This window comes from Dokdonia sp. Hel_I_63 (genome assembly GCF_007827285.1).
In the GTDB taxonomy this organism is placed as follows: Bacteria; Bacteroidota; Bacteroidia; order Flavobacteriales; family Flavobacteriaceae; genus Dokdonia.
The window spans coordinates 1,090,067-1,116,294 of sequence record NZ_VISD01000001.1 but is presented as its reverse complement, the minus strand read 5'-3'; the positions used below and the strand labels follow the sequence as shown (position 1 = coordinate 1,116,294).

Below are 26,228 nucleotides of genomic sequence, written 5' to 3'. Positions count from 1 at the left end.
CGTATTTTTGCAGTCTATGGAATCAAACAGACAGAAAAAAGTAGCAGGAGTTCTTCAGAAGGATCTTGCAGAAGTTCTTCAGAACGCACTACGTGACAGTGGTAAGGGAGGCATCATTGTGTCCGTTACTAAGGTAAAAGTTCCTACAGATCTTTCTATTGCCAAAGTATATCTAAGCGTTTTCCCAAACGACAAAGCAGCAGATATACTTAAAGAGGTAAATCAAGTAAAACCTATTATAAGACACAATATATCTCAACGCACACGCCACCAACTGCGTCGCATGCCTGAGTTACAATTTTTTATAGACGATACGCTAGAGTATCTAGACGGTATTGAACGCTCTCTTAAGCGCGAGGAAAATCCACTTGAAAATCCTAGCCTACTAGCGCGACGTAAAAAGATATAAATGCAATTTCCCTATTATATTGCAAAGAGATATCTTATTTCTAAAAGCGGCACTAATGCCGTAAACATCATCACACTAGTATCTGTGGTGAGCATTATACTAGGAACCTTAGTACTGTTTATAGTACTTTCGGCTTTTTCTGGACTTAAGGAGTTTAATTTATCTATAACTTCTATTATAGATCCAGATCTAAAAATTGCTCCAGCTTCAGGAAAGACCATCACGCTATCTCCAGATCAAGAACAGCAGCTCAACTCCTTAAAAGGCGTAGCTTCTTATTCTAAAGTTATTGAAGAACGTGCATATCTAGAGTATGATGGAAGGACTTCTCTTGCGTTCTTAAAAGGGGTAGATGAGCGCTACCTAGATGTTACTCAAATGGACAGCACTATTTTTGTAGGCTACTGGCCTAGTCCAGGAGAACCTGAGGTTGCTATGGGACTTCTCGTGCGCAAGCGCCTCTCAATAAACGTAGGAGATTATGGAAGCCTTGTGACTATCATGACGCCAAAACCAGGCACAGGGCAAATTACAGACCCAACGCAGGCCTTTAACTCCTCTAAAGCGATGGTAAGCGGTGTCTTTCAAGCAGGAGATGCACTAGATAACGATCACGTCTTTGGCAATATTGACTTTGTAGGCTCTCTCCTTGATTATCCAGCAAACCAAATAAGCACCATTGAGTTTAAACTAGATTCAGATGCAGATGAAGATAATCTGCGTGAAGAGTTAAATGCTATTTTTAATAATAATATCATTATCAAAAATAGAATAGAGCTTAACGATGCTCTTTATAAAATGCTCAACACAGAAAATCTAGCTTTGTACTTTATTTGTACGCTCGTACTTATTATCGCTCTTTTTAGTTTCGTAGGAAGTTTAATTATGATTATTGTAGATAAACGAAAGCACATCAAGACACTAAGTGACTTAGGAGCAACGCTACCTACTATAAGAAAAATAATATTTACTCAGGGCGCGCTCATGATTGTTATAGGCGGAGCTATTGGCATCCTACTAGGAGCGATACTTATAGTCCTGCAGCAGCAATTTGGCTTTATACCTATCACTGCCGAACTTCCTTATCCTGTAAAGTTTGAAGTAATTAATATTGTGCTCGTATACGCCACTATATTAATACTAGGCTTTCTAGCAGCTAGACTTGCAGCTACTAGAATAAATAGAAAACTTATAGAAGACTCTTAGACGAACTGGTAATCACCAAATTCTTTTTCAATAAGGTCAAGTGCGCTAAAAACATCTTCACTCTGATCTGATGTCACAAGCTTCATACGATATTCTTTAAAGTGAGGAATCCCTCTAAAGTAATTTGTATAATGTCTTCGTGTTTCAAAAACACCTAGCACTTCACCTTTCCAATCTATAGACATCTGTAGGTGACGTCTTGCGGCTTCTATACGTTCTTTCATAGTAGGGGGCGCCTTGTGTGTCCCAGTTTCCATGAAATGCTTTACTTCATTAAAAAACCAAGGATACCCTATACTTGCGCGACCTATCATCGCGCCATCTAGTCCGTATTTATCACGCATCTCTACAGCGCGTTCTGGTGTATTAACATCACCATTACCAAACACAGGAATTTGCATACGAGGATTATTCTTCACCTCTGCAATAGGACCCCAGTCTGCATCTCCCTTATACATTTGTGCACGTGTACGCCCATGAATAGATATGGCAGCACAACCTACATCTTGCAATCGCTCTGCAACCTCAACGATTTTTATACTATCGTGATCCCAGCCTAGACGAGTCTTTACCGTTACTGGCAGTTTGGTATGATTTACCATTGCTTTAGTAAGACTTACCATTAAATCAATATCTTTTAAAATTCCAGCCCCAGCGCCTTTAGAAACTACCTTTTTTACTGGACATCCAAAGTTGATATCTATGATATCTGGACCACTCGCTTCTACAATCTCCACACTACGTAGCATAGACTCCTCTACAGCTCCAAATATTTGAATCCCGACAGGGCGTTCTTTTTCATAAATATCAAGCTTCATGACACTTTTGGCAGCATCTCTTATCAAGCCTTCACTAGAGATAAACTCTGTATACACTACATCTGCCCCTTGCTCCTTGCACAATGCACGGAAAGGTGGATCACTCACATCCTCCATAGGCGCCAGTAATAACGGAAAATCTCCTACATCTATATCTCCTATTTTTGCCATTATTCAGTATTAAAAAGTGTGGTAATAAATATCACCACTGTTTTATTGTAAACGTATTTGTTTTTAGGTACGCTTTCGCGAAAGCGTAACAACCGCAAAGGTACTTTCTTTTTCCAAGTGAATAAAACGAAGCGCTCAAGAAGTAATTGCAAAACGGATTTGTATCTAAACAACAAAACCACTTCGTTGAAGTGGTTTTGTAATAGTATTATCGATGAATACTTGTCTTAATTATTAATTCTATCCCGCTCTGCCTTATCTAAATCGCGATTATTATCTTTCAACTTATAGTTACCAAAATTATATTTGAACCCAATTCTAAGAAATTGAGTCTCCAATTCAGGAAAATATTGATTATCTAGTCCCTCATATTTGGCTGACACAACAGCATTTGCCTGATTAAGAATATCTCCTACAGATAAGCTCACAGAAGCTCTTTTATTCCATAAAGATTTACGAAGGCCAAGGTCCAGTTGAATGGTTTCATCTTGAGTATAAGAACCTACGATAAATTTAGATAAGTACTCGAAGGTCACAAAACCCGTTAAGGTCTCTGCCTTATCTAGGGTAAGATAGTTTCCCACATAAGCATAAAATCCATTTACGTCATTTTTAAAGCTAGTGTTTGTAGATCTATTTATAAGGAATGAATCTTCTTCATGAAAAGCACTTACATACACACTCGTATAAAGCCAGCTACTTACAGAGCGACCATGACTAAAATCTAGTCCCCATGATTTACTACCTAGAGCATTCTGGCTGTCTGACCTCAACACTTGATTCTCGTTGTCTTGTGTAGCCACCCTAACAATGTTCTCTCCATTATCTCTATAGTAAACATCAAAAAAGTATTCATCTTTTAATGAATAATTCACATTGAATTGATGACTAAAAGATGGTTGTAGTCCAGAATTTCCTATTATGAAATTGTTCTCATTTATAAAATATGCAAATGGATTAAGGTCTTGGTAACGCGGTCTTTCTAACCTACGAGAATAATCTATCGCAAAGCTGTGATTTTCAAAAGGGCTATACTGCACATAAGCACTAGGGAATAATTCAAAATAATCTAACTCTGTCTTAGTATTTAAAACAATAGAATTCCCTATGCTATTTGTCTGCTCAGCCCTCAAGCCACCTTTTATGGACCATTTTTCCCAATCTTTATTAAACGAAATATATGCAGCGTATACATTTTCATCATATAAGAAGTTATCGCTTTGTGCCTGCTCAAGTCCAGTATTTTCAACATTGTTTAAATCAAAAAAATCAATCTTAGATTGAGAATCTATAATCGCAACTTTGGCACCTGATTGAAAAAGCACCTCGCCAAAACTTCTATTGTAATCTACCTGTCCAGTAAAAATCTCAATATCTTGAGTAGCATCTGTTGCAAATCTTATGTTACTGAGCACATCATTAATTTCATTTGTATAGACTGACCCCAGTCGCTGTAGTTTACTGCGATTAAAACTAGTAAAGTGTGCGCTTGTACTCAGTTCACCTTTTTCTAAAGCGTACGTATGCTTCAAATCAAAAGCTACATTGTTACGATCACTGTCTATATTACTTTGTGTTCTTATAAAAAAAGGATTTTCAGAAGGAGAGACAACATCTGTCGTTGCCCTCGTAAATTCAAAAACATCTGGAGAAAACAAACCTATTACAGACAAGCTAAGTTGTGACTTCTCCGTTAGCTCATAATCGACTACAAGATTTGCATTGTGTGCCTTAGACCACGTTTTGCGCTCAAAATCTTGATCCCAAATCTTAGTAACACCTTGATCTACATAATTAATTGAATTATCACTCTGCTTTGTAGCTTTAAGAGGATTATAACTATAATTAAAGAACAAGCTTACCTTATCATTTTTAAAGAAATGACTAGTACCAAAAGTATGTTTTGGGTAAATAGCATAAGTGCCTGTAGCACTCACATTTCCTTTGTAACCAGCTGCAACAGCCTTAGATGTATTGATATTTAAAATAGCTCCTCCCTCTGCATCATACTTAGCTGGAGGATTTGTAATCACCTCAACAGACTTTATATTATTCCCGTCCAGACTTTCTAGTAAACTTCTTATCTCTTCAACACTAAGTTGTACTTTTCTATCATTAAGATATACAGTAACAGGTTGATTCCTAACATTTATTCCTCCTTGAGTTACAACTACAGCAGGTGTACGTCTTAAGATATCTAGTGTACTTCCAGTAGAGAGAATACTATTTTCCACATTAAACACAAGTCTATCTGATTTGCGATCAACGGTTGGAGTTTTTGCGGTAATTGTTACCTCACCCAAACTTTCCTCACTTGCCTGTAAAACTATAGGTGAAAGCGTTCTATTTCCCGAAAGGGAAATTACATTGGTCGTTACGTCTTCAAACCCTACAAAGCTCACTTTAATGTAATATTCTTCAGATGGTTTTATGGAAGAAATCACAAAAGACCCATTGTCTTCTGTAATAGTACCTTGTACAATTTCTTTTTCTGCATCTAGCAACACTACGTTTGCAAAAGGAATAGGTTGTGCATTAACGTCTTGCACTTTACCATTAATGTTAAAGTCTTGACCGTAAGAGCAAAACGCTGTTAACACTATGAATATGAGAATGAGGGAATTCTTAATTTCTGTCATAAGTTGATAAAAATAGGTAGAAACCTAATAATGAGTATAATGTATTTAACATTTTTTTATAATAAATATTCTAATCTCTAATACCGTGACAATATGATGTCATATCTCGTATATTTGCATTCTATTTGAGAGACTATGAAGAACATCCGAAATTTTTGCATAATTGCCCATATTGATCACGGCAAAAGTACACTTGCAGATCGTCTACTTGATGAGACTGCAACGGTTACAAAACGTGAGTCTCAAGCACAGCTGCTAGACAGTATGGACCTAGAGCGTGAGCGTGGAATCACGATCAAATCCCACGCTATACAGATGGAATATGTATATGAGGGAGAAAATTATATTCTCAATCTCATTGACACTCCTGGACATGTGGATTTTTCATATGAAGTTTCTAGAAGTATCGCGGCTTGTGAAGGAGCTTTACTTGTTGTCGATGCTGCTCAAAGTATACAAGCACAAACAATTTCAAATCTTTATCTAGCATTAGAAAATGATCTTGAGATTATCCCTGTTCTTAATAAAATAGATCTTCCAAGTGCAAATCCAGAAGAGGTTACAGATGATATTGTAGACCTTCTAGGATGCGAACCAGAAGACATTATACCCGCTTCTGCAAAAACTGGAATTGGTATCAAAGAGATTCTTGCTGCGGTAATCAATCGTATTCCTGCACCAAAAGGAAATCCAGATGAACCTCTTCAAGCTTTGATATTTGACAGTGTTTACAACCCTTTCCGTGGTGTGGAGACTTACTTCCGCGTTATTAATGGAAGTATCAAGAAAAACCAACAAATTAAGTTTGTCGCAACAGGAAACACATACGGCGCAGACGAGGTAGGTACGTTAAAACTTACACAAGCCCCAAAGCAAGAAGTAAAAACTGGTGATGTAGGCTACCTAATCACTGGAATAAAAGATGCCCGCGAAGTAAAAGTGGGTGATACAATTACAGATGCCAAGAACCCAACGCAAAATGCTATTGAAGGTTTTGAAGATGTAAAACCAATGGTTTTTGCTGGCATCTATCCAGTAGACACCGAGGACTACGAAGAGCTTCGTAACTCTATGGAAAAACTACAACTTAATGATGCTTCTCTAGTTTTTGAGCCAGAGAGTTCGGCTGCACTAGGTTTTGGTTTCCGTTGTGGATTCCTTGGAATGCTTCACCTAGAAATCATACAAGAACGTCTTGAGCGTGAATTTGACATGACGGTTATCACTACGGTACCTAACGTGTCTTACCATGCCTTTACACATAAAAACCCTGAGGAGATTATTCTAGTCAATAATCCTTCAGATCTTCCTGAACCTTCTTCATTAAACCGTGTAGAAGAACCATTCATTAAAGCAACTATCATTACAAAATCTGATTTTGTAGGACCTGTAATGTCTTTATGTATTGAAAAAAGAGGACAGATTGTAAGCCAGACATACCTTACTACAGAAAGGGTAGAACTTAATTTTGACATGCCACTTGCAGAGATTGTTTTTGACTTCTATGATCGTCTTAAAACAGTTTCAAAAGGGTATGCTTCTTTTGATTACTCTCCTATAGGCCTACGCGCTTCAAAACTTGTAAAAGTTGATGTGCTGCTTAATGGGCAAGCGGTAGATGCATTATCTGCGTTATTACACCAAGACAATGCTTACGATATAGGTAAGCGTATGTGTGAAAAATTAAGAGAGTTAATACCACGCCAGCAGTTTGACATTCCAATACAAGCAGCTATTGGGGCTAAGATCATCTCTCGTGAGACGGTTAAAGCACTTCGTAAGGATGTAACGGCTAAGTGTTATGGTGGAGATATCTCTCGTAAGCGTAAGCTACTAGAAAAACAAAAGAAAGGTAAGAAGCGTATGCGTGCCGTGGGTAATGTAGAAATCCCACAAGAAGCATTTATGGCGGTTCTTAAGTTGAATGATTAATCATCAACTACAATAATTAATATCAAAGGGTGCAGTTTTAAAACTGCACCCTTTTTTTTATAGCATATTTAAGAGTGCCTTTATTTTAAAAACATCAGAGGTTTGAAGTAAGTTATTTTCATGACCTGCTAGCGAATGCATTTTTATAGGATGATTATATCCAAACGCATTACTACTCAAACTACCATGCACTTCGCTAAAACCTGCGTTCTTAAATTTCATAACATTATCAACAGAGATTCCTCCGCCAGGTAAAATACCTATACGATTTCTAGCCGCAGCTAGTAATTGCACCAAGGTTTCATAACCTTCATTCACATTAACATTCATTCCAGAAGTTAAAACCCTCTGAGCGCCCATATCTATGAGTAGCTCTAAGGCAGCAAGAACATCAGGCGTCCAATCGAAAGCACGATGAAAGGTAAAAGGTAGTTCACCACATTCGGTTATTAAGCGTTCAGTCCTCTCTGCGTCAATTTTAAAATCTGTGTTTAATATTCCAGAAACTATTCCGTGAGCACCTTGCGCTTTCGCGAAAGCAATATCCCGCAACATCACATCAAAATCGGCTTCCGAGTACATAAAATCTCCAGATCTTGGCCTTATGAGTACAAATACAGGGATATCTAGTTCTTGCATCACTTTCTCTATCAAACCATTACTAGGAGTTATCCCTCCAAGTGACAGCTCTTGACAAAGTTCAATACGATGTGCTCCTGCATCTTGAGCAGCCAGCGCACTTTCAAACGAGTTTGCACAGATTTCTAATTTCATTCCTTAAAGATACTAAACCATATGTGCCCTTTCTTTAATGTAAAAGTCGGTTTAAAGAATTACTGCTTTTCTGTATCTTAGACACAAACCTACCATATCAATGCGCTACCTACTCTCTCTTTTTGTTCTCCTATTTATTATCACTAGTTGCGAGCATATTACGGAGGTTACTCCCGCTCAAAAAGACCAAGACCTCATAGGCTACGTAAATCCTTTTATAGGTACAGGCGGTCACGGTCACACCTACCCTGGGGCGACCATGCCTTTTGGCATGATGCAACTTAGTCCAGACACACGCCTTGATGGCTGGGACGGTTGTTCTGGGTATCATTATGATGATGAGTTTATCTATGGCTTCAGCCACACACATTTGAGCGGGACGGGAGTTTCAGACTATGGAGATATCCTCTTGATGCCTTCTACTTCCATAATGTTTAATAATGGTGCAGATGGAAAACCTGGGTATCGGGATCATTTTACGCATGATAATGAAGTAGCACAACCAGGATATTATAGCGTACATCTAGACAACTCAAATATAGACGTAGCTCTTACTGTTGCTGCTCGTAGCGGTGTGCATAAGTACGCTTTCGCGAAAGCGGACTCTTTAAAAAACTTTGTGATTTTAGATCTTGAGCACCGTGATGAAGTACTGAGCACCAAAATAGATACACTCTCTAGCACAGAACTCTCGGGACATAGACACTCCAAGGCTTGGGCTAGCAACCAAAAGCTGTTTTATTACATTAAAACATCACACAGTTTCAAATACCTAAAGCAACCAAAAGGGACGAAGAACGGCGCGACATCACACAAAGCTGCATTGCAGTTTGACAATCCCAAGAATGAAGAAATCATCATAAAAATCGGAATATCTGCCGTAGATGAAGCTGGGGCGCGAAAGAACCTAGAAACCGAAATAGGAAACAAAACCTTTGACCAAGTAAAGCAAGAAGCACAAAGTACTTGGGAAAGTCAGCTAGAAAAAATTGTTGTAGAAAGTGAAAACTCAGATTACAAAACTAATTTTTATACTTCGCTATATCATACCATGCTAGCCCCTAACCTTTATCAAGATGTGGATGGCCGCTACCGAGGGATGGATCTAGAAATTCACCAAACAGACGCATTTGATTACTACACTGTTTTCTCACTGTGGGATACGTATCGCGCAGCGCATCCCTTGTATACTATTATAGAAGAAGAGCGCACCAATGATTTTATAAATACTTTTCTTGCCAAGTATGATGAAGGTGGTATTATGCCCATCTGGGATCTAGCTGGCAACTATACTGGCTGTATGATAGGTTATCATGCAGTACCCGTAATCGCAGATGCATATCTAAAAGGAATACGTGATTACGATACAGATAAAGCTTTTAAAGCGATGCTTCATAGCGCCTCGCAAGACAAACTTGGTCTTGACTCTTACAAGAAATACGGTTTTATACCTGCAAATGACGAAGCAGAGTCTGTATCAAAGACACTAGAATATGCTTATGATGACTGGACCATAGCTCAAATGGCTCAAGAAATGGGTAATGATGAAATCTATCAAGAATTTACAAAACGTGCACAGTCTTATAAAAATGTATATGACCCTTCTTCTGGTTTTATGCGAGGTCGCATGCGCAACACATGGTTCTCTCCTTTTGATCCCTTTGAAGTAAATTTTAATTATACCGAAGCAAATGCCTGGCAATATAGTCTCTATGCACCTCAAGATATAAGTGGGCTTATTCATCTCTCTGGAGGAAATAAGGTTTTTGAAAGAAAACTAGACACACTATTTACGGCCGAGACTGCAACTTCTGGTCGTCACCAGCAAGATATCACAGGATTAATAGGACAATATGCACATGGCAATGAACCTAGCCACCATATGGCATATTTATATAATTATATACAGAAGCCGTGGAAAACTCAGAAGCGTGTACACGAGATCCTTACTACATTATATACCAATTCTCCAGATGGAATTTCTGGTAATGAAGATTGTGGGCAAATGAGCGCGTGGTATGTACTAAGCTCTTTAGGCTTTTACCCTGTAACCCCTGGAAGTAATGAGTATGTTATTGGCACGCCATTATTTGATAAGGCTACCATACATTTAGAAAATGGCAATAGTTTTACCATTGTTGCACAAAATCTCTCTGAAGAAAATATACACATAGAAAGTGCGTATATGAATGATAAGGCGTACCCATATTCATACTTGAAACACGGAGATATAATGGATGGCGGCGAACTCATATTTAATATGGCAGCTACTCATTCCCGATGGGCAAAACACCCCGCTCATAGTCCTAAAACAAGTATTGAGGATAATAAATTTACAGTAGCGCCTTTTATAGCAAAAGGAGAAGCCAACTTTAAAAAAGACACAGAAATCACACTCGCCACCACAGATAAAAATGTGGATGTTTTTTATGCACTAGAAGAAGATGGTAATAACTTCAAAAAATACAGACTACCCATTAAAATTAAAGATCACAACACCTTACGCACCTATGCGATGGGTCGTCATGGACAAAGTGCTACCATAGAAACTCCGTTGTTCAAACTAAATGAAAACTACAGTCTCACACTAGACGCTACCTACGCAAATGCTTATAATGCCGGTGGAGATAATGCATTGATAGATGGAGTAAGAGGAGTAAAAGAATTCCGTTCAGGCACATGGCAGGGCTATGATGCCCAAGATGTAGTAGCTACGCTAGACTTAGGCAAAACACAAACCATCACTAATATTGAAACTGCTTTTTTACAAGATCAACGCAGTTGGATTTTCTACCCAACAGAAGTAACATTGCTTACATCTATGGACGGTGAAAATTTTGAAATCTATCACCAAGAGGAAATTGATGCTGCTTCTCGTGATGAGGACATTGCTATTAAAAGTATTAAAGGGATACAACAAGGTACACAAGCGCGCTATATAAAGCTTATCGCAAAGACACTAGGAGATCTTCCAGAGTGGCACTTAGGCTTTCCATATCAAGGAAAAAGTTGGGTATTTGTAGACGAGATTGTAGTTCAGTAACAGAATAATTATGGTAGATCAATTAGTTTCAGTACAGTGGCTTGAGAAACATCTTAGTGATGACAATATGGTATTACTAGATGCAAGCGCTCATTTTAATACTGCTTCAAACATCCGTGGAGCGCAACACTTTGATATTAAAAACACTTTTAGCGACACAAAAAGTGCTTTTCCTAACACATTCCCTCAACCTGCACAGTTTGAAAAAGAATGCCAAACCTTAGGCATAGATAGTGACAGTCATATTATCATATATGATGACAAAGGGATTTTTACCAGTCCGCGCGTGTGGTGGATGTTTAAAACAATGGGACATCACAATGTATCTGTATTAGACGGTGGTCTCCCAGAATGGATAGGAAACAATTCTCTAGTTACAACTATTGTCCAAGTAAAAAGAACCACTGGTAATTTTAAAGCTCACCTTGATGAGTCTGCTATTAAGAGCTACACACAAGTAGTTCAAAATACCAATAGCGGAGACTGCCAACTCATTGATGCTCGATCTAGTGGTAGATTTAATGGAACTGATCCAGAACCTAGGACACATATACAAAGCGGCCACATTAAAAACTCATTAAACTTACCATATACAGAAGTTTTAGATAGCGGAAAGTTTAAGTCTAAGGAAGAATTAAAACTCATTTTTAATAATCTTAATCTTGCAGACACGCCAATTATTTTTAGCTGCGGTTCTGGAATTACTGCTTGTATCATTTTATTTGCTTGGGCCTTAATTTCAGATAGAAAGTGTAGTGTCTATGATGGCTCATGGACAGAATGGGCAGAAAAACAAGAACTATTTGTTTAATATCACTGTAGTACATATCGCATTATGAACAGAAGAAAATTTATAAATAAATCTGCAGTTGCGGGAGCTGGGATTGCTACAGGCGCAAGTTTGATGGCATGCAATGACCTAAGCACAAGCACTGGTGATGTGGATAATACCGCTTTCGCGAAAGCGCAAAAAGAAAACATCAAAAAACCATCTCCCATTGCCATTTGTACATGGGGCTTTTCTGGAGCTACAGCAAAAGCTGGCGAACTCCTAGATGGCGGCAGCTCTGCACTCGATGCAATTATAGCAGGTGTCGCTGTAGAAGAAGAAAATATAGAAAATACCACCGTAGGAATAGGAGCCACTCCAGACAGAGAGGGCAATGTAACGCTAGATGCCTGCGTGATGAATCCAGAAGGAGATTGCGGAGCTGTGCTTGCTGTTGAAAATATAGTAAATGTGGCTGCATTAGCTCGTAAGGTTATGGAGGAAACGCCACACGTCATCTTAGCAGGAAAAGGCGCCGAAGAATTTGCTTATGAGCAGGGATTTACTAAACAAAAACTTCTCACAGAAGAACGCAAAGAAGCTTGGAAAGAGTGGTTGAAAACAAGTGATTACAAACCGGAAATTAACATAGAGAATCACGATACCATCGGGATGCTTGCTATAGATAACAATGGTGATATTGCAGGTGCTTGCACTACGTCTGGATTAGGCTATAAAATGAAAGGGCGCGTAGGAGATTCTCCCATTATAGGATCTGGACTTTTTATAGATAATGAAGTAGGTGGTGCTGTAGCCACAGGAATGGGAGAAGAAGTACTCAAGACAGTTGGCAGTTTTTTAATTGTAGAGTTAATGCGTTCTGGAATGTCACCACAAGCTGCTTGTGAGGAAGCAATCCATAGAATTACAAAGAAGGGAGCTCGTTATAAGGATTTCCAAATCGCCTACATCGCTATGAATAAATCTGGTGAGACTGGAAGTCATTGTATTCATAAGGGATTTACAATGATGAAGTATCAAAATAAAAAAAATGAAAATATTTCATCTTCTTTTTACGACACAAAAAATAGCTAGTTCATCACACATATTTGTCACATGAAATAGACACGATACCTATTTGCATCGTTAAAATACACAAAAGACGCTATTTTACTAAGATTTAGTTAATTGTAAAATCTGAAATACGCTTTTTTAAACACTGAATTTCAATCAATTAAACACCAACATCATCTCAGAATTAAATAATACACAATATTCTATTTAAAGATTTGTTATATATTTGCGCAAGCCGGTAAGGCAAAAAATATTTAAGACTGTTGTAATTGACTTTAAATAATCAATTATGATTTGGGGTGAAAGCCAAGCATTCTTGCTTGGCTTTCTTTATGCCCAAAAGTCAAGGATTGGCTTTCACAACAAATCATATTGGGGTCGCGAGTAGACAAGCTCTAATGCTAGCACTATTTAAAAACGAGCGGTTTTACATATTTCTCATTCTTGCTTGGCTTTCTTTATGCCCAAAAGTCAAGGATTGGCTTTCACAACAAATCATATTGGGGTCGCGAGTAGATAAGTTTTAATGCTAGCACTATTTTAAAACGAGCGGTTTCATGTATTTCTCATTCTTGCTTGGCTTTTACTGTGATCAAGGTTAAGTTCTAATATCCGATACGTTCATTTTTTTCATTGACAAAAAAACGAACCAAAAAAGTCTAGACTTAATCAAACTTTACTAAAAATTTCTTTCGTTGCGGCGCAAACTAAAAGTCATCGCCGATTATGTCTTTCTAAGCTTATATTGAAAATATGTCTATTGTAAAATATTGAGGAGGCTATCGCTAGTTTGCTCAACCCTCCACTTACTTCATTTTTTACGTAAAATTCGCTTAGGTCATTTAAAATGATTGTGAACTAAAATGTTTATTTTTAAAAAATTATGGATTCAATTGTAGTTTTAAAAACAATAGTTTTCATTCCATTAATTGAGTCCTTTTCAAAGAAGTCGTTCATTTTTTTCATTGACAAAAAAACGAACCAAAAAAGTCTAGACTTAACCGAACTTTACTAAAAATTTCCCTCGTTACGGCGCAAACTAAAAGCCATAGATGATTTTGTCTTGTTCTGCTAACTTCGAAATATGACTAGCAAATAATCATTGTGAGGCTGTAGCTAGTTTGCTTAACCCTCCACTTACTTCATTTTTTACGTAAAACTTGCTTAGGTCATATGTTTGGCGTCACTATTTATCAACACCGCTGCTATATCTAAGTACATCTTCTTACATTTGAGTTTTAGCCGTCATACGCTTTCGCGAAAGCGTAATTCAAAACAACTTCACGTGACCAATACCACAGAGAATACCCAGAAGAGATTATTTCTACTAGATGCATATGCTCTCATTTTTAGAGGATATTATGCGCTTATAAAAAACCCACGTATCACAAGCTCCGGAATGGATGTGAGTGCAATTATGGGATTTACTAATAGTCTTTTTGACGTTATAAAGAGAGAACGTCCAGATCACCTTGCTGTGGCTTTTGACAAAGGTGGAAGCTCTGCACGTGTGGAGGCTTTTGAAGATTACAAGGCAAACCGTGATGAAACTCCAGAGGCAATACGTATTGCGATTCCTCATATCCAAGAGATCCTTAGGGCTATGCACATACCTATCATAGAACGTCAAGGTGTAGAAGCAGATGACCTCATAGGAACCCTATCTAAGCAAGCCGAAAAGGAAGGTTTTAAGGTGTATATGGTCACTCCAGATAAAGATTATGCACAGCTGGTATCTGAAAATATATTTATGTACAAGCCTGCCCGAATGGGTAATGGTATAGAAATCTGGGGTATACCAGAGGTGCAAAAACGTTTTGAAGTTGAACGTCCGGAGCAAGTTATTGATTACTTAGGCATGATGGGTGATGCTTCAGATAACATTCCTGGACTTCCAGGAGTGGGCGATAAAACCGCAAAGAAATTTATAGCTGCATACGGATCTATGGAAGGCTTACTGGCAAATACAGATAAGCTCAAGGGTAAGATGAAAGAGAAGGTTATAGAAAATGCCGAATTAGGCTTACTTTCTAAAAAACTTGCGACCATCATGCTAGATTGCGACGTGACTTTTAATGCAAAAGACTACGAACTTTCTGAACCAGATGCTGAGGCAGTGGGAAAAAAGTTTGAGGAGCTTGAGTTCCGCCGAATGAAAGATCAATTTATCAAAATATTTTCTGGAGAAGCAGATCAAGGTACGCAAGTTTCTTCTACGCCTACAGCAAAGAAAGCGGTGGCTTCAAATGCTGGTGCTGGTCAGTTTTCATTATTTGGTGGTGATAGCGGAGCGACTGCAGCCGCAGTTTCTGATGCGTCAACTCGCAAAACAATAAAAGACACGCAGCATTTTTATCAAAAAGTTGATAGTCCGCTTGCGCGAAAATTATTCATACAAAACCTCAACAAGCAGTCTTCTGTATGTTTTGACACAGAAACTACAGGTCTCGATCCGCTCGTTGCAGAACTAGTAGGAATTGCTTTTTCATGGGAAGCAGGAAAAGGATATTACATACCCTTTCCAGAAAGTAAGGAAGAAGCACAGGCACTTATAGAAGAGTTGAGACCTTTCTTTGAAAACACAGCGATTGAAAAGATAGGACAGAATTTAAAATACGATATCAAAGTACTTGCGAAGTATAACGTAAAGGTAAAAGGGAAACTTTTTGATACCATGCTCGCTCATTATCTCATCAACCCAGATATGCGTCACAATATGGACGTACTCGCAGAAACCTATCTTAACTACACACCTGTATCTATCACAGAACTTATAGGAAAGAAAGGAAAGAACCAGAAGTCTATGCGCGATGTTTCTGTAGATGACCAAACAGAATATGCGGTAGAGGATGCAGACATCACATTACAACTCAAACAACATTTTGAAAAAGAGCTAGATGAGGCTGGTACTCGTAAGTTATTTGACGATATTGAAATTCCGCTATTACGTGTGCTAGCGGCTATGGAAGTGGAAGGAATCAATCTTGATGTATCTTTCTTGCAAAGCCTTTCTGGAGATCTCAATGCAGATATAGAGCGTCTTACATCAGAAATTTTCGCGGAAGCGGGAGAAGAATTTAATATAGGCTCTCCTAAGCAGTTAGGTGAGATTCTATTTGACAAAATGAAACTTGTCGACAAACCTAAAAAGACAAAAACAGGTCAATACTCTACTGCCGAAGATGTACTCTCGTACCTTGCAAAGGATCACGACATTATCCAAAAAGTACTAGACTATCGCGGCTTATCAAAATTAAAATCTACCTATGTAGACGCGCTTCCAGAGCAAGTAGCTCAAGATGGACGCGTCCATACAGATTATATGCAAACAGTTGCAGCTACGGGGCGTTTGAGCTCAAACAATCCTAACTTACAGAACATTCCGATACGTACAGAACGCGGTCGCCAAGTGCGTAAGGCTTTTGTACCTAGAGATGAAAATCACACCCTACTTGCTGCCGATTATTCTCAAATAGAACTGCGCATTATTGCCGCGTTAAGTGAGGAAGAAAACATGATCCAAGCATTTACAGATGGAGAAGACATTCACGCTAGTACAGCTGCCAAAGTTTTTAATGTGCCGCTAGAAGAAGTTACTCGCGAGCAACGTAGTAATGCAAAAACTGTAAACTTTGGGATTATATATGGTGTGTCTGCCTTTGGACTTTCTAATCAGACCGATTTATCTCGTGGCGAGGCTAAAGAACTTATAGATAACTATTACAAATCATACCCAAAACTACGCAACTACATGAGTGAGCTTGTTGAGTTTGCGAGGGAAAATGGATATGTAAAAACAGTGTTAGATCGTCGCCGTTACCTTAACGGAATTAACTCCAGCAACGGAGTTGTGCGAGGCGCAGCCGAGCGAAATGCAGTCAATGCTCCTATACAAGGAAGCGCTGCAGATATTATTAAAATCGCGATGATTAATATTTTTGAGAAGCTAGAAAATAGCGACTATAAAACAAAGATGCTTCTTCAAGTACATGATGAACTTGTTTTTGATGTTCCTAACGATGAGCTAGATGCCATTAAAGAGCTAATCAAGACAGAAATGGAAAGTGCCTTTACAATGGCCGTGCCGCTTGATGTTGAGGTTGGTTTAGGACAGAATTGGTTAGAGGCGCATTAAACCAAACTCTTTACAATAAAGAAAGCCCGAACATCTTACGATGTTTGGGCTTTCTTATGTTTGCTATTTTACATTCTATAAGTTACTCTCTCACGTATGTAGATATTGCCATTGTATCATGAAAACCTCCCGAGGGTGCATTATTTAATAAGTCTCTAGTAAGTGTTTCTTCAAATCTCAATGTATCCCTATCTTCAGAGAGCAGTCCTACAATACTATTATTAATAGTTACTGTTCTCTCGTTCTGAACATACGACGGAGGATTTACATAGTTGACTACTACTAGGCATATAAATTCGTTTAAATGACCATTGCCATCATCATCTACACATGTAGTAATAGGATAAGGTGGTATCACCGTGTTATCTAAACTAAAAGTAATTTGTTGCGGACTCAAAACTGCTCCGTTTTCTTCCAATAAGTTAGTAGAAAAAATACCATCATTATTTAAATCTAATGGTACCGTAAGATCGTAAGATATTTGCTTGTACACACCTCCCTTAATGCTGTCTTTCTTATTCACATCATCATTACCGCAGCTTGAAATGCTAAGAGTTACGATGCAAAAAATAATAATCCGTTTCATAATAAAATTTACGCTATCAAATATAGAGCGTTCTATCGTTACATTATTAAGTAACTAGAAAAAAAATAACATTTTTCACTATAACATTAACAGATAGAAGATATTTGACATTAAAGCACTAATTAAATTTTTCAACGCCTAGATACGTATAAATGAGTACTTCCTTTTTTACGCTTTCGCGAAAGCGTAACCCTTAAAAAAAACCACATTCTTATTATTAGCATGTGGTTTTTTAGTTTTTAAAATTTCAATTTCCAAAACTTAAATATCACACGATATTAAGGTTAACAACTTATCGATATGCTTTATAGATTACTACTATCTGATTAGTTCGTTCACCAGCGGTTGCACTAAGAAAACGATCTACATCTAGTGCAAATCCATCTGAATTAAAACTATCTAAAGAAGCTCTAATAAAGCCTTGTTGTGTAGTGCCACTTGATCCACCACTTGTACCATCATCAGAAAGTGGTGATCCATTATTGTTAACAAAGTAAGCTGCTATACAATAATCTTCTGACGCATATGTCCCTATATTATTAATACTTGAACCACTAAAGGCATTAGAAATCACTTGTTGATCTATTGCACCAGTACCGCCATTTATAGCATAACCCGTAGTCATTCCTCCAGCCATTCTAATATCGTTTGAATTATTTGCACCAGATCTAGCTGTACCTTCATCAAAACCTTGGACTCTATTTATTGCTGTAAACTCAACAGAGCTAGGCTCAAAGCCTATTCCCGTTACATCAATTGTTCCAGAGCCATCTATAAGAATTTTACCGAAACGCACTGGACTTTGATTAGCTTGCGCTACTTGATTCCACTGGCCGTCTTGCCAGTAATAAAATCCTTTTGAAGTTAATGTCCCAGCTCCTGTATTGTATACCATCGTACCCTCTACAAGAGTAGGCCCATTAGGATTTATTACTGTTGTAATATCTGATATAGAACTTAAATCTACTCGCGGAATCAAAAGACCACTATTATTACTTGTTATATCTAGAGCAGCATAGGGTGACACTGTCCCTACACCTACTTGAGCATAAGTATTTGTAACCAGTAAACTAACAATCAATAAAACTAAAGGGGTGAATTTCATAAATGTTCTTTTGATGCTAAACTATACGTTTATACACTTATAGAAATTTTTATTAAGAAATTCTTAAACTTAAAAAACCAAGAACTCGACGTAAGGTATTATCAAGCAGACAAAAGACAGTTACAACACAAATCGATACGTCCATTTAACTAAAAACGTATTTCTAATTTGCTGCCCTAGCACTTGACTATCAAAAGCATCTGTAAGACTTTCTCTAGGAGATGCGCCTCCTTCTATTCCTTGTGACCACACTAAAAACACTTCTGACCCCGGAATATACTCCCACCTCGCAACAAGATTAGAGCGAAACTGCACGAAGTTAAAATCAGGATTTCCAAAACTATAATCTGTAGTACCATCCACATTTTCATCTACTGCATAGCCACCGTCTACCTCACTTATTTGGTTCTGATTAAATAGTGTAACTCGCTCATTGAGGTTTTCATTATCACTATCTGCTACAAAATTGAAATTAGTATAAGTCCCTTTTGCTATAAATGGCTGTGCATAATACTGTATGGTAAAATTAGGATTGATATTATAATTAACGCGCAAGGTTGCGCTCAAGGTTTCCTGCTCAATTTCACCTGTTATATATCTCGTCCCAAAAGTAGCAGGCGCATACGATTGCTGTGATACGTATTGTGTTTTATTAGGGTTCATCTCATATTCTGTAGAAAGAGATAAACTCAATGCATCAAGTGGCTGGTAGTTGAGACGTAACTCATACCTATTTAAAGAAAAGTTATCTTGTTTTGCTTGAGAATTTACATAAACAGCAATAGCACTTAACTTCTTACGTTGATCTGTCCCCACGGCTGCAAAGTAAAAGTTCTCTTCATTAAATCTCCAGCGTGGTCCACCACGCAAGAAGGAGTTAATAAATATGCGAGGTTTATGAGCGCCTCCTACTTCAGTAAACCAATTGTTTTTCCAGTTAATTTCTGCCCTACCTTCATACTGTATACGGTTAAAATTTCCATCAAAATCATATTGTGTTGTTTGCTCAACACCTACATTAGCTTGTCTATACCAGGAAGTTGAGTTATTCCAGAAGCGTCTTACGCTTGCAAACTGTACAATTCTATCTGCGCGACGCAAGAAGCCTATATCATTAAGCTCTAATCCTGGAGACCTCCAGTTACCTCCTAGCTCATATCGCCACTTGCCACTTCCTCTACCTATAGCAAGATTACCACCAGTACCAGACAGACTCGTTGCGTCTGGATCAACTTCTAGATGCTCTGCATCTACTCGCTGAAATAAGTGCGTAAGCGATGTCTGTGTATTTAAAATAGCTTGAGGATCTCCGTTTACACGGCTTATAATACCACGCCCTTCTATATAATACTTACGATCTTTCCAGTTGTGTCTAAAATCGATACCGCCAGTGTAGGCTTGCGTATGTAAAAAGTCTAGGCTACGCTCCATATCTCTGTGAGTAGTAGTAAATATCCCGCCTACAAAAGAGTTGCGGTCATTAAAATCTTTTTGAACACGACCTACAAAGTAATTAGTGAGTGGCTCTACCAGCTCCTTACGCTTTTCACCCAGAAGCCCATCTAGATCAAGAGGGTCTGTAATCTCTTCTCGATTGTCTAGTTCAATCTCGGCAAATTCTTTTCCTGTTACACTTTCTAGCACGCCTATAGTCCAGCCATCTTTCGTTTTACCACTAAACTTTGCTGCTCCTAATATGGTAGTATTAGTAGGAAAGTCTTCATACTCTCCTTTTGAGGCATCAAAGGTGGTTCCTCCTTGTGGAGTGCGCCCTATACGTCTAGGAAAAAATACGTTATCTGCACCACCACCCACTCTAAAGTCAAAGACACTCTTATTTTCTACAAAGAAAGGGCGACGCTCTTCAAAAAATATTTCAAACCCGTCTAATGCAATAGCGCCAGGATCTGCATCTACTTGTCCAAAATCTGGATTTACCGTAAGATCGAGAGTAAGATCATTTGTTATTCCAATCTTAGCATCTAGACCTACATTCCCTCCAAAATCATCTCCATCTCTAAAAGGGTTACCCACTTCTTCCTCAAAAGTGTCATACTGCCCCAGCACAAAGGGTTGAATCTCTAATTGCTTTTGTGGCTTAATTCCTTTGATACCTCGTAGCTCTCCAAATTCGCTCACCCATCCTGGAGGATTGGCAGGAAGTGGCTGCCAGGTAGAACGCTCTTCATTTGCAAAGTAGCGCCTTGTAGATTGTATACCCCAAGTTTGAATCTCTTCTGCACTAAAGCGTAGCTGACTCAAAGGTATACGCATTTCTGCAGTCCAGCCCTCCTCATTTTCTCCTGTGGCTAGATACCAGATAGGATTCCAGCTACTATCAAAATTGCCGTTATTTGACACAAACTCATCGCCTTTTACTCCTGAGGCAGAGGCAGTAAAAGAAAAAGCCGTACGATCGTCATTATAACTGTCTATATTAATCTCTACCCAATCACCTGGAAAATCATCTCGACGCCCTAGTCTTCTTTCTATTTTAGATTTATCACTTTCAAGACAATAGAAAGCCACATAAAGATTTTTATCATCATAAGTGATTTTCATTTTAGTCTGCTTAGTGGGAGGTGTACCCACATCTGGCTGAAATTCTACATATCCAGAAGACCATGCTACGTCATTCCAGGCTGCATCAGAGAGGTCTCCATCTATATCTGGAGCCTCTCCTTTTACAGCAATTGTGTTGTATACTTTCTTGGGGATGTTAAGCTCAGTAGCTTCTGTTTGGGCTACTAAGCTTAGGGAACTTAGAAAAAAGAGCGCGATTACTGCTCGGAGTTGATTGATAGTAAGTAACATTGGTTTGGTTTTGATTGATTTACTAGAAAGACTCTATAGCGCTGTAAATGTGACAGCAACAAATAATCTTTATGATTATCTTAACATTTAGAATGAAGATATACGCTTTCGCGAAAGCGTGAAAAATCAAGGATTAAGAGCATTTTTGGGACTACCTTATAATACTTATTTGACCAAGAAAAAGAACAATACAAAATATAGTCAGACAGACGTTTGTGTGATAAATAAATTTATGTACTTTTGCAAACCCGTTTTTAGGCGGGAAATGGAATGTTTAATTAAAATTAATTAGTGTGGACGCATTAAGTTACAAAACAGTATCTGCAAACAAAGCTACCGTAAACAAGGAGTGGGTTTTGATAGATGCAGACGGACAAACGCTAGGTCGTATGTCTTCTATCGTAGCTAAGTTTTTACGCGGTAAGTACAAACCGAGCTTTACACCTCACGTAGATTGTGGAGATAACGTTGTTATCATAAACGCTGCAAAGGTGCAATTATCAGGAAACAAGTGGACGGAAAAATCATATATCCGTCACACAGGTTATCCAGGTGGGCAACGTAGTCTTACAGCTAGAGAGCTTTACGATAAAGATCCTACACGTGTAGTAGAAGCTGCCGTGAAAGGGATGTTACCAAAAAACAAATTGGGGAGTGCTATCTTCCGTAACCTTAAAGTGTATGCAGGAGCAGAGCACGATCAGGAAGCGCAGAAGCCTCGTGCCATTAACCTAAACGAAATTAAGTAAATGGAGACTTTACACAAAATCGGTCGTCGTAAGACCGCAGTAGCTCGTGTTTACCTTTCTGAAGGAAAAGGAAACATCACTATTAACAAAAAAGAACTGAACAACTACTTCCCTACAGGAACACTTCAGTACAAAGTAAACCAACCACTTGTTATGACTAACAATGAGGGTAACTTTGATATTAAAGTAAACGTTTATGGTGGTGGTATTACTGGTCAAGCTGAGGCTATCAGACTTGCTCTTTCTAGAGCAATGTGTGAGCTAGACGAAGAAAATCGTCTTATCCTTAAGCCAGAAGGACTTCTTACTCGTGACCCAAGAATGGTGGAACGTAAGAAATTTGGTCAGAAGAAAGCACGTAAGAAATTCCAATTCTCTAAGCGTTAATATTTCGCTTTGCTCTCAAGTGGTTTTATTACTACAGAGAGACTATTGGAAACTGATTACTATCAAAATTTAAAATTAATTGAAATGTTGTCGTTGCTTATTATGTTTTCGCGAAAGCGAAGTCTAATAAGGTTAGTTTAGCATCTAAACTTCGTGAACTCGGAGTTGCTAATTTTAATGTCCAACGGAACGTAAACTATTACAAAAATGGCAAACAACATCGAAATAAAAGAATTGCTTGATGCAGGTGTACACTTTGGACACCTCACAAGAAGATGGGATCCAAACATGGCACCGTATATCTATATGGAGCGCAATGGGATACACATCATCAATCTTTACAAAACTGCAGCAAAGATAGAAGAGACTTGCGAGGCTCTTCAAAAGATTGCTGCTTCAGGTAGAAAAATACTCTTTGTAGCTACCAAAAAACAAGCTAAAGATATCGTAGCTGAAAAAGCACGTAACGCAAACATGCCGTACATCACAGAAAGATGGCCTGGTGGAATGCTTACTAACTTTGTTACAATACGTAAGGCTGTTAAGAAAATGCAGACAATCGACCAGATGAAAAAAGACGGTCGTTTTGATACACTTTCTAAGAAAGAAAAACTACAGATGAACCGTCTTCGTGAGAAGCTTGACAAAAACCTTGGTTCTATTTCAGATATGACTCGTCTTCCAGGCGCTCTATTTGTAGTAGATATCAAGAGAGAGCACATCGCGATTAAAGAAGCTCAAAAATTAAACATTCCAATTTTTGCAATGGTAGATACTAACTCTGATCCAAGAGAAGTAGATTATCTTATCCCTGCAAATGATGATGCTTCTAAATCTATAGACAAAATCGTAGGTTTCGTTTCTGAAGCTGTTAGTGCTGGACTTGCAGATCGCAAAGCTGGTAAAGACGCAGCAAAAGAAGGTGATGATTCTCCAAAAGCTGAAAAGAAAGCTAAAAAAGCAGATGCTCCAAAGGCAGAAGCAAAAGCTCCTAAAGCTGAGGCTGCAAAAGCACCTGTAGCGGCTAGCGAAGAAGAAGAATAATAACTATTTGATAATACTTAAGAGTCGTCTACTTCTTTTCTTTGTTGAAAACGAATAGACGACTTTTTTCAATTTTAAAACCTTATATATCATGGCAAACATTACCGCCGCAGACGTAAAGAAATTAAGAGAAGCTACTGGAGCTGGAATGATGGACTGTAAAAAAGCCCTAGTTGAAGCCGAAGGTAACTTTGATGATGCAATCACTGTACTTCGTAAAAAAGGACAGAAAGTTGCAGAAAAGAGAGCAGATAGAGATTCTTCTGAAGGTGTAGTTATTGCAAAGATCAATGCAGATAACACACGCGGAGTTGTTGTATCACTTAACTGTGAGACTGACTTTGTAACAAAGAACGATTCTTTTATCGAGCTAGCTACAAAAATGGGAGATATCGCATTAAGCGTAAACTCTAAAGAAGAAATGCTTGCTGCAGATTTTGACGGAATGACTGTTAAAGAAAAGCTTATCGAGCAAACTGGTGTCATAGGTGAGAAAATCGAAATAGGAGGTTATGAGACATTAGAAGCTCCTTTTGTAGGTTCTTATGTACACGGTAACAAAATAGGTGCCTTAGTAGGTCTTAGCGCTGCCACAGATAATGCTGAGGAGGTTGCAAAGAGCGTTTCTATGCAAGTTGCATCTATGGGAGCAAACACGCTTTCTTACAAAGATTTTGACGCTGCATTTGTAGCATCAGAAACTGATGCACGTATTGCTGCTATCGAAAAGGACAATATTGAACTAGGTCGTCTTGGGAAAACTCTTAAAAACGTACCTCAATATATCTCTATGTCACAACTTACTGAAGAAGTAATGGCACAGGCAGAAGCAGATATTAAAGAACAATTAAAAGCTGAAGGTAAGCCAGAAAAAATCTGGGATAACATTGTACCTGGTAAAGTAGCTCGTTTTGTTGCAGACAACACGACTCTTGATCACGAGCAAGCGTTACTTGACCAACGTTTTATTATGGATGAAAGCCAGAACGTAGCAGAATTTGTTGCTTCAAAAGGTGATGCATCTGTAGTAGCTTTTAAAAGAGTTTCTCTAGCATAATTGCTTTACAAACTTTATTGATATTAAAAACGCCTCCATATGGAGGCGTTTTTTGTTTAGAATTATTCTACCGAAAGATGTTCTCGATACACCTCTCTTAAAACAATAGTATTTTCCTCTAACTCAGAAACATCTAGAATAAACTTATTTTTTGTGCTAAACAAGAGCTTTAAAAGATCATTTTTAGAAAGTGAAGATAACCTTTCCAAAGTCCAGATTTTATCATCATATTTAACCATATTCTCGGATCTTAGCCGAAATACTGTGGTACTATCATAAGCAAACTGGTAGTCAAAATTTTTAAAATCTTTAAATACTAATTTCAATGGAAGATTTAATTGAGACTTATCTTTATAATTCTCCAGTTCAAAATTATAATTCCATTTCCTATTATTAGGTAACGAATCTCTAGAGATTGACATTCCCTCAATACTCTCGTCAAAATAAAAAATGGCTATTTCGTTTTTATTGTAAGTGGATAAAAAGTCTTTAGACTCACAAGAACTCATTAACAATATTATCACTATAAATTTATAGATTCTCATTCTGAACAATTATTTGTAAAACCACTTGTCCCCACTGTTACCCCGTACAGCGTGAAATTCTGATATTGAGGTGTATTTTCTATAGGAGTTATTCGCACCCACCCATCCGACCATTTTTATACTCGTTAACATTAATATTATATGGATTACCTCTTCGTACACGACCACCATCACTTCTCTCTCTAAACACTCTTTTGAGCCTATCCTCGAGCCAACAATTTACATCATATTCTAAAAATCCATACTGACCTTGAAAATGACCTCTTTGTCCCCATATGCTTTGAAATGAGAAGCACAACCATCCTAGTCAGTAAAATGCAGTACAAATGGACAAATATCGATGACATGAGTACGATTTAAATAACTAAGTAATAACATATTTCTGAAAATGGGAATTTATACAGATATTCGATAATATTTTATTAGAAAATCATTCTTTCTTTAAAAACCCAAGAGTTCTCATCATATTTTAAAATCATAAGAGCACTTTGAGAAGTATTGTTAGTACCTATAGAATAGAAAATAATTGCATAATCCTTGCTAACTGTAAAAAATGGCTTGGAAAGATATATAAAAGGATTTTTTAATTCTCTAGGATCCCCTTTTTTCTTATGAGGGTACAATTCAAAATTGCTATAACAGATAAATTTTTTATTGATTTTTAAATTATCACAGTTAAGTGCATTTAAGCCCTGAAGCTGCCTGCTAATTGTACTTTTAGATTTGCTTAGTTCAACACTACTTTCTTGAGATAATAAAATTGTTTGTTGCAAATAATAAGGCTTATCCTCATCAAGCATTTCTATTAATTCATCAACTCTAGTATTAACATTTAAAACAAAGCTTACTTTTTCATCTTTATAAACGTTTTCTAAATGAGAAGCCGCAACGTTTGAAACATCTGCTGCTTCATTATTTTGCAAAAAATCACTGTTATAGGTTTTACAACTTAAAAGTAGTACTATTAAAAA

At 37.8% G+C, this 26,228-nt stretch carries 19 protein-coding genes; 11 read left to right on the top strand and 8 right to left on the bottom strand.

Annotated elements, in window-relative coordinates:
* The first annotated feature begins 16 nt into the window (after window positions 1–16).
* Window positions 17–409: a 30S ribosome-binding factor RbfA gene (rbfA, locus tag JM84_RS04915; RefSeq protein ID WP_144783024.1), complete on the top strand. Its 393-nt coding sequence runs from the start codon at window positions 17–19 to the stop codon at window positions 407–409.
* Complete coding sequence (locus JM84_RS04910) at window positions 410–1,615, top strand: ABC transporter permease (RefSeq protein ID WP_144783022.1); 1,206 nt, start codon at window positions 410–412, stop codon at window positions 1,613–1,615.
* On the opposite strand, the gene dusB is transcribed toward JM84_RS04910, so the two are convergent.
* Together dusB and JM84_RS04900 are read right to left on the bottom strand one after the other, a co-directional pair.
* Entirely contained in the window at window positions 1,612–2,604 is a 993-nt protein-coding gene (dusB, locus tag JM84_RS04905) for a tRNA dihydrouridine synthase DusB (protein WP_013750164.1), read from the bottom strand. The two genes, JM84_RS04910 and dusB, sit on opposite strands and share 4 nt — an antisense overlap.
* A 227-nt stretch (window positions 2,605–2,831) precedes the next feature.
* A complete protein-coding gene (locus tag JM84_RS04900; RefSeq protein ID WP_144783020.1) occupies window positions 2,832–5,243 on the bottom strand; it encodes an outer membrane beta-barrel family protein in 2,412 nt (803 codons plus the stop codon).
* Between the two features lie 135 nt (window positions 5,244–5,378).
* Here JM84_RS04900 and lepA point away from each other — a divergent pair, with 135 nt between their 5' ends.
* Window positions 5,379–7,175, top strand: a complete 1,797-nt coding sequence (gene lepA, locus JM84_RS04895) for a translation elongation factor 4 (RefSeq protein WP_013750166.1) — start codon at window positions 5,379–5,381, stop codon at window positions 7,173–7,175.
* A gap of 57 nt (window positions 7,176–7,232) precedes the next feature.
* Here the strand turns inward: lepA and JM84_RS04890 are convergent, their stop codons facing one another.
* Window positions 7,233–7,949, bottom strand: coding sequence for a copper homeostasis protein CutC (locus JM84_RS04890; protein WP_013750167.1), 717 nt, complete (start codon window positions 7,947–7,949; stop codon window positions 7,233–7,235).
* 100 nt (window positions 7,950–8,049) lie between these two features.
* On the opposite strand from JM84_RS04890, the gene JM84_RS04885 reads away from it, so the two are divergent.
* The 4 genes from JM84_RS04885 (at window position 8,050) to polA (ending at window position 16,970) form a co-directional block, all read left to right on the top strand.
* Complete coding sequence (locus JM84_RS04885) at window positions 8,050–10,992, top strand: GH92 family glycosyl hydrolase (protein ID WP_144783018.1); 2,943 nt, start codon at window positions 8,050–8,052, stop codon at window positions 10,990–10,992.
* 10 nt (window positions 10,993–11,002) lie between these two features.
* Window positions 11,003–11,803, top strand: a complete 801-nt coding sequence (locus JM84_RS04880; protein WP_013750169.1) for a sulfurtransferase — start codon at window positions 11,003–11,005, stop codon at window positions 11,801–11,803.
* A 24-nt stretch (window positions 11,804–11,827) separates the two neighbouring features.
* Complete coding sequence (locus tag JM84_RS04875; RefSeq protein ID WP_013750170.1) at window positions 11,828–12,856, top strand: isoaspartyl peptidase/L-asparaginase family protein; 1,029 nt, start codon at window positions 11,828–11,830, stop codon at window positions 12,854–12,856.
* 1,264 nt (window positions 12,857–14,120) lie between these two features.
* A complete protein-coding gene (polA, locus tag JM84_RS04870) occupies window positions 14,121–16,970 on the top strand; it encodes a DNA polymerase I (protein ID WP_144785136.1) in 2,850 nt (949 codons plus the stop codon).
* A gap of 82 nt (window positions 16,971–17,052) precedes the next feature.
* Here the strand turns inward: polA and JM84_RS04865 are convergent, their stop codons facing one another.
* The 3 genes from JM84_RS04865 to JM84_RS04855 form a co-directional block, all read right to left on the bottom strand.
* Complete coding sequence (locus JM84_RS04865; RefSeq protein ID WP_144783016.1) at window positions 17,053–17,556, bottom strand: hypothetical protein; 504 nt, start codon at window positions 17,554–17,556, stop codon at window positions 17,053–17,055.
* Between the two features lie 292 nt (window positions 17,557–17,848).
* A complete protein-coding gene (locus tag JM84_RS04860; protein WP_144783014.1) occupies window positions 17,849–18,661 on the bottom strand; it encodes a hypothetical protein in 813 nt (270 codons plus the stop codon).
* A 120-nt stretch (window positions 18,662–18,781) separates the two neighbouring features.
* On the bottom strand, window positions 18,782–21,475 hold the full coding sequence (locus JM84_RS04855) for a DUF5916 domain-containing protein (RefSeq protein WP_186439100.1): 2,694 nt from the start codon (window positions 21,473–21,475) through the stop codon (window positions 18,782–18,784).
* 293 nt (window positions 21,476–21,768) lie between these two features.
* Here JM84_RS04855 and rplM point away from each other — a divergent pair, with 293 nt between their 5' ends.
* The 4 genes from rplM (at window position 21,769) to tsf (ending at window position 24,712) form a co-directional block, all read left to right on the top strand.
* The gene (gene rplM / locus JM84_RS04850) at window positions 21,769–22,224 is read left to right on the top strand and encodes a 50S ribosomal protein L13 (RefSeq protein ID WP_013750176.1); all 456 of its coding nucleotides are present in this window, start codon (window positions 21,769–21,771) and stop codon (window positions 22,222–22,224) included.
* Window positions 22,225–22,611 (top strand): 30S ribosomal protein S9, encoded by a 387-nt coding sequence (gene rpsI, locus JM84_RS04845; RefSeq protein ID WP_013750177.1) that lies wholly within the window; start codon window positions 22,225–22,227, stop codon window positions 22,609–22,611. It begins immediately after the preceding gene.
* 207 nt (window positions 22,612–22,818) lie between these two features.
* The gene (gene rpsB, locus JM84_RS04840) at window positions 22,819–23,655 is read left to right on the top strand and encodes a 30S ribosomal protein S2 (protein ID WP_013750178.1); all 837 of its coding nucleotides are present in this window, start codon (window positions 22,819–22,821) and stop codon (window positions 23,653–23,655) included.
* A 91-nt stretch (window positions 23,656–23,746) separates the two neighbouring features.
* Window positions 23,747–24,712, top strand: a complete 966-nt coding sequence (tsf, locus tag JM84_RS04835; RefSeq protein ID WP_013750179.1) for a translation elongation factor Ts — start codon at window positions 23,747–23,749, stop codon at window positions 24,710–24,712.
* 62 nt (window positions 24,713–24,774) lie between these two features.
* Here tsf and JM84_RS04830 read toward each other — a convergent pair whose 3' ends face one another.
* Window positions 24,775–25,236, bottom strand: coding sequence for a hypothetical protein (locus JM84_RS04830; RefSeq protein ID WP_186439099.1), 462 nt, complete (start codon window positions 25,234–25,236; stop codon window positions 24,775–24,777).
* A 443-nt stretch (window positions 25,237–25,679) separates the two neighbouring features.
* A complete protein-coding gene (locus JM84_RS04825) occupies window positions 25,680–26,180 on the bottom strand; it encodes a hypothetical protein (protein WP_144783010.1) in 501 nt (166 codons plus the stop codon).
* Window positions 26,181–26,228: the final 48 nt, after the last annotated feature.

What these genes read in the sequence shown, in the direction of transcription:
- JM84_RS04890 (WP_013750167.1), bottom strand. Translation starts at nt 7,949, where the DNA reads ATGAAATTAGAAATCTGTGCAAACTCGTTTGAAAGTGCGCTGGCTGCT.
- JM84_RS04885 (WP_144783018.1), top strand. Translation starts at nt 8,050, where the DNA reads ATGCGCTACCTACTCTCTCTTTTTGTTCTCCTATTTATTATCACTAGT.
- rpsI (WP_013750177.1), top strand. Translation starts at nt 22,225, where the DNA reads ATGGAGACTTTACACAAAATCGGTCGTCGTAAGACCGCAGTAGCTCGT.
- tsf (WP_013750179.1), top strand. Translation starts at nt 23,747, where the DNA reads ATGGCAAACATTACCGCCGCAGACGTAAAGAAATTAAGAGAAGCTACT.
- JM84_RS04900 (WP_144783020.1), bottom strand. Translation starts at nt 5,243, where the DNA reads ATGACAGAAATTAAGAATTCCCTCATTCTCATATTCATAGTGTTAACA.
- lepA (WP_013750166.1), top strand. Translation starts at nt 5,379, where the DNA reads ATGAAGAACATCCGAAATTTTTGCATAATTGCCCATATTGATCACGGC.
- JM84_RS04860 (WP_144783014.1), bottom strand. Translation starts at nt 18,661, where the DNA reads ATGAAATTCACCCCTTTAGTTTTATTGATTGTTAGTTTACTGGTTACA.
- dusB (WP_013750164.1), bottom strand. Translation starts at nt 2,604, where the DNA reads ATGGCAAAAATAGGAGATATAGATGTAGGAGATTTTCCGTTATTACTG.
- rbfA (WP_144783024.1), top strand. Translation starts at nt 17, where the DNA reads ATGGAATCAAACAGACAGAAAAAAGTAGCAGGAGTTCTTCAGAAGGAT.
- JM84_RS04865 (WP_144783016.1), bottom strand. Translation starts at nt 17,556, where the DNA reads ATGAAACGGATTATTATTTTTTGCATCGTAACTCTTAGCATTTCAAGC.
- JM84_RS04855 (WP_186439100.1), bottom strand. Translation starts at nt 21,475, where the DNA reads ATGTTACTTACTATCAATCAACTCCGAGCAGTAATCGCGCTCTTTTTT.
- JM84_RS04910 (WP_144783022.1), top strand. Translation starts at nt 410, where the DNA reads ATGCAATTTCCCTATTATATTGCAAAGAGATATCTTATTTCTAAAAGC.
- JM84_RS04880 (WP_013750169.1), top strand. Translation starts at nt 11,003, where the DNA reads ATGGTAGATCAATTAGTTTCAGTACAGTGGCTTGAGAAACATCTTAGT.
- JM84_RS04875 (WP_013750170.1), top strand. Translation starts at nt 11,828, where the DNA reads ATGAACAGAAGAAAATTTATAAATAAATCTGCAGTTGCGGGAGCTGGG.
- rpsB (WP_013750178.1), top strand. Translation starts at nt 22,819, where the DNA reads ATGGCAAACAACATCGAAATAAAAGAATTGCTTGATGCAGGTGTACAC.